Source organism: Pseudomonas sp. E102, assembly GCF_052660185.1.
Genome location: NZ_CP084025.1, coordinates 3,077,747 through 3,081,518, shown reverse-complemented (window position 1 = coordinate 3,081,518; position 3,772 = coordinate 3,077,747). Strand labels below are relative to the sequence as shown.

2 protein-coding genes are annotated in these 3,772 nt (G+C 59.0%); both read left to right on the top strand.

Annotated features, from left to right (window positions below; translation table 11 throughout):
• Positions 1 to 355: 355 nt before the first annotated feature.
• Positions 356 to 2,827 (top strand): TonB-dependent siderophore receptor, encoded by a 2,472-nt coding sequence (locus DOCECA_RS14080; protein ID WP_445570702.1) that lies wholly within the window; start codon positions 356 to 358, stop codon positions 2,825 to 2,827.
• Positions 2,828 to 3,337: 510 nt separating this feature from the next.
• Positions 3,338 to 3,709, top strand: coding sequence for a DUF6124 family protein (locus tag DOCECA_RS14075; RefSeq protein ID WP_434606950.1), 372 nt, complete (start codon positions 3,338 to 3,340; stop codon positions 3,707 to 3,709).
• The last annotated feature ends 63 nt before the right edge of the window (positions 3,710 to 3,772 follow it).

Here is a 3,772-nt window from a genome sequence, read left to right as displayed (position 1 = left end):
TCTGAGAGAAACGCAGTGCAGAGGGTCCCTGGCGGCGTTCCCACGCGAAAGCCTGGGAACGATGCTCAACCAACAAAAGGCCGACGCCAGCACGCGTCGGCCTTTTTTGTAACTTTCGTGCAAATGATAAATAAACTCATTCCGGTTTTTCCCAGGTGCTTCGTCTTACTAAGGAATGCGGGCGAATCGGCTCGGGCAAGGCAGCCCAGGCGCCGGTTGTGTCCAGAAAACATGTCGCTGTCGTACAGCCGGATGACCGTGCCCGGGGAGGGGTCGGTCAGCAGGTAATCCGCGCTGGCGAACGGCAGGCCCTTCGGCCCCATGGACTTTTCACTTCTATCAATAAGAGAGCACGATGTCGGCAATTCATGAGTTGAAACCGCTGTTCAAGGCACTTGTCATGTCCCGCGGCCTGCGTTCGCGGCGGGTGTTGACGGGCTTGGGTCTGGTCTGTGTGTTGCCGTTGAGCACCCAGGTGATGGCCGAAGACGTCAGTGTCAACATCCCAGCGCAACCGCTGCCGCAGGCGCTGCAAGCGTTCGGCCAGCAAACCAACCAACAAATGATCTACAACGTCGACGAGTTGGCCGGCCTGAAAAGCAACCGCGTCAGCGGCAAGATGAGCCCGCAGGCGGCCATCACCGAATTGCTCAAGGGCACCGGCGTGCGCTACAGCCTCGAGGGCAACACCCTGATATTGGTGAAGGGCTCCCCCGCGGGCCTGGAACTGGGCGCAACGACCATCAACGCCGAACAGTTGGCTGCAACGACCGAAGGCAGCAACTCGTACACCAGCAACGCCGTAACGATCGGCAAGGGCACCCACACCCTCAAGGAAATTCCCCAGTCGATCACCGTGATGACGCGCAAGCAGATGGATGACCAGAACCTGGTCAACCTCAAGGACGCTGTCAACCAGACCACCGGCATCGTTGGCCTCCAGGGCGTGGGGCAGGGCATGATCCTGTCGTCGCGCGGTTTCCAGATCGACGATTGGCAGTACGACGGTGTGCCGATCCCGCGTAATACCTACTCGCTGGGCAACTGGGCGACCCAAGACCTGATTTTCTACGACCGCCTGGAGATCCTTCGTGGTGCGTCCGGCTTGCTGCAAGGCACCGGCAGCCCCGGCGGCGCTGTCAACCTGGTGCGCAAGCGTGGCCAGAACACACCGACCGTGACCCTGAGGGGCAAGGCCGGTTCCTGGGACCACTACGGCTTGCAGCTGGACGCTGGCGGTCCGCTGAACGACGCTGGCAACATCCGCGGCCGTATCGTTGCCGACGAAGACCAGAGCAACTCATTCATCGACCACGCGTGGACCAAAACCCACTCGCTGTACGGCTCGTTGGACATCGACTTGAGCGAAGACACCACCTTGGGCTTGGCGGTCAGCCAATCCAATGGCGAATCGCGCGGCAACATCCGTGGTTTGCCGCGCTACGCCGATGGCTCGATGCCGGACGTGTCGCGCTCCACCTACACCGGCGCGCGCTGGAACCGGTCGGAAATCGATGTCACCACCTACTATGCCGATCTGGAGCATCGCTTCAATGAGGATTGGGCGTTCAAGGTGGGGGGCGTGTACATGACTGAGGACAACCAGGCGAAGAACCAGCGCGTCCAAAGAGTCGGTGGTCTCTTGCCCGATGGCAGTGGCGTGCAATATGCCGACTTCCTGACCGACTTCCAGTCTACCAAGGCCGGTCTCGACATGAACCTGACCGGCAAGTTCGAAGCCTTGTCGATGGAACAGGAGGTCATGCTGGGTGGCAACTTCTCCCAATTGGAGACGGATGATAAATATGCCCGTACCTTCAACAGCACCAGCGACTCGATCTTCGACCTTGACAATGACCGCCCGGACATCAGCTACGACAGTTTGATCGCTGCGGGTGGCATGGGCGTCCTCACCAAGTACGACGTGCGCCAGAAAGGCATATACGGCACCTGGCGCGTCAAGCCGGTGGATGACCTGACACTGATCCTGGGTTCCCGGGTCAGCTGGTACGACTTCAGCTACAAGTCGAAAAATGAACTCGCAGCCGGAATTACACGCAACACGCCAAGCTACTCAACCGAAACCGGCGTGGTCACGCCCTATGCCGGTGTCGTCTATGACCTGAGCCGTGAGTGGGCGGTTTACGCCAGCTATACCGACGTGTTCCAACCGCAGACCAACGTCGATCCCAGTGGTTCGGTACTCAAGCCCATTGTTGGCAAAAACTACGAAGTCGGCCTCAAGGGCGAGTTGATGGATGGACGGGTCAATACCTCCTTGGCTGTGTTCCGCTACGACCACGAAAACCGCGCCGTCAACATCCCTAGCTGCACTGGGGTGAACTGCTCTTCTGCCTCCGGGAAAGTGCGCAGCCAAGGCATCGAGGCCGAAATCAGCGGTGAAGTGGTAGACAACTTGCAGTTGTTCGCGGGCTACACCTATAACACGACGAAGTACCTGGAAGACACGGACGGTATCGACAGTAAGGAAGGCAAGGTTTTTAGCACCTGGACGCCAAAACACATGTTGCGCGTGTGGGGCAACTACCAGTTCACCGGCGATTGGAGCCGTGTCAGCACCGGCCTGGGCTTCACCACCCAAAGCCACACGCTGGTTTACGACTATGACCGTGAAATCCCGGGCTACACCGTATGGAACGCCCGTGTCGGCTACAAGTTGACGTCTGAGATCGATCTGGCGGTCAATGCCAACAACCTGTTCGACAAGACCTACATAACGCCGGCTTACAACCAACTCAATGGCAACAACAACTTTGGCGATCCGCGTAATTTGATGTTCACAGTGAAGTACACGCCGCAGTTCTGATTGCCTGCAAAGAAAAAAAACCGACCCACTTACGCGGGTCGGTTTTTTTATGGGATTAATTTCGCTGAAAACGCAAACCCCCGTGGCGAGGGAGCTTGCTCCCGCTGGGCCGCGAAGCGACCCCAGAGTTCCTGAACTGAAAAGCGGCGTCTGCTGCGCAGCCGAGCGGGAGCAAGCTCCCTCGCCACAGGAACCTGTGTCCTACAAAAAATGTGGCGAGCCGGACATTTCTGACGAGTCGTGTCGGTTGGTGGTTCGGAAGCGATGGGGATAGGCTTTGTCCGTCGCTGCAAAATCAGCGACCGGGTTTGGTCACCTGTTCGAAGTCAGGCGCACATGCGCAACTCAGCATCTCGGCGCTTTTGCCGTTATGCTTTGCGGCGGGCTGTGCGCGGGGCACTCTCGAGTGCGCCGGGTGCCTGACTTCCCGGTTGACCAACCTGCGTATAGCCCACCACCCTCGTTTGGTCACGAGGTGGTTAAGCTCACTATCAAGTCAGGAGTTTCAAGATGGTCAAGAACACCCCCAACCCTCCAAAAAAAGCCAAAGATCTCTCCGCCTACACCAGCCTCGACTCAGCAGAGCGTCGCGAAGCGGCCGATCGAGCACTAGACATCCACTTATCGCCCAACAAGCCAGCCAAGCCCGACACCCAGGACGGCCAGATCTTTACCGTGGTCAAAGGGCTCAACACCGAATCCATACTGACCACCCTCAGCGAGACCCTGGCTTGCGCTAATGCCATGGCCAACGACCTGGCCTTCGACCTGGAAGGCTCGCGGCGGCATGTGGCGTTGGGGCTCCAGCAATTGATCGAGCTAGGAACGCTACTGGCCAATCGGGCACTGGATGACATCGAGCTGCCCCAGCCTCCACGCTAGCCGCAGCACCGCAGCCCCCCGTGGCGAGGGAGCTTGCTCCCGCTGGGCCGCGAAGCGACCCCA

Bases quoted from the DNA above. Each gene is read 5' to 3' on its own strand.
- DOCECA_RS14075 (WP_434606950.1), top strand. From the start codon at position 3,338: ATGGTCAAGAACACCCCCAACCCTCCAAAAAAAGCCAAAGATCTCTCC.
- DOCECA_RS14080 (WP_445570702.1), top strand. From the start codon at position 356: ATGTCGGCAATTCATGAGTTGAAACCGCTGTTCAAGGCACTTGTCATG.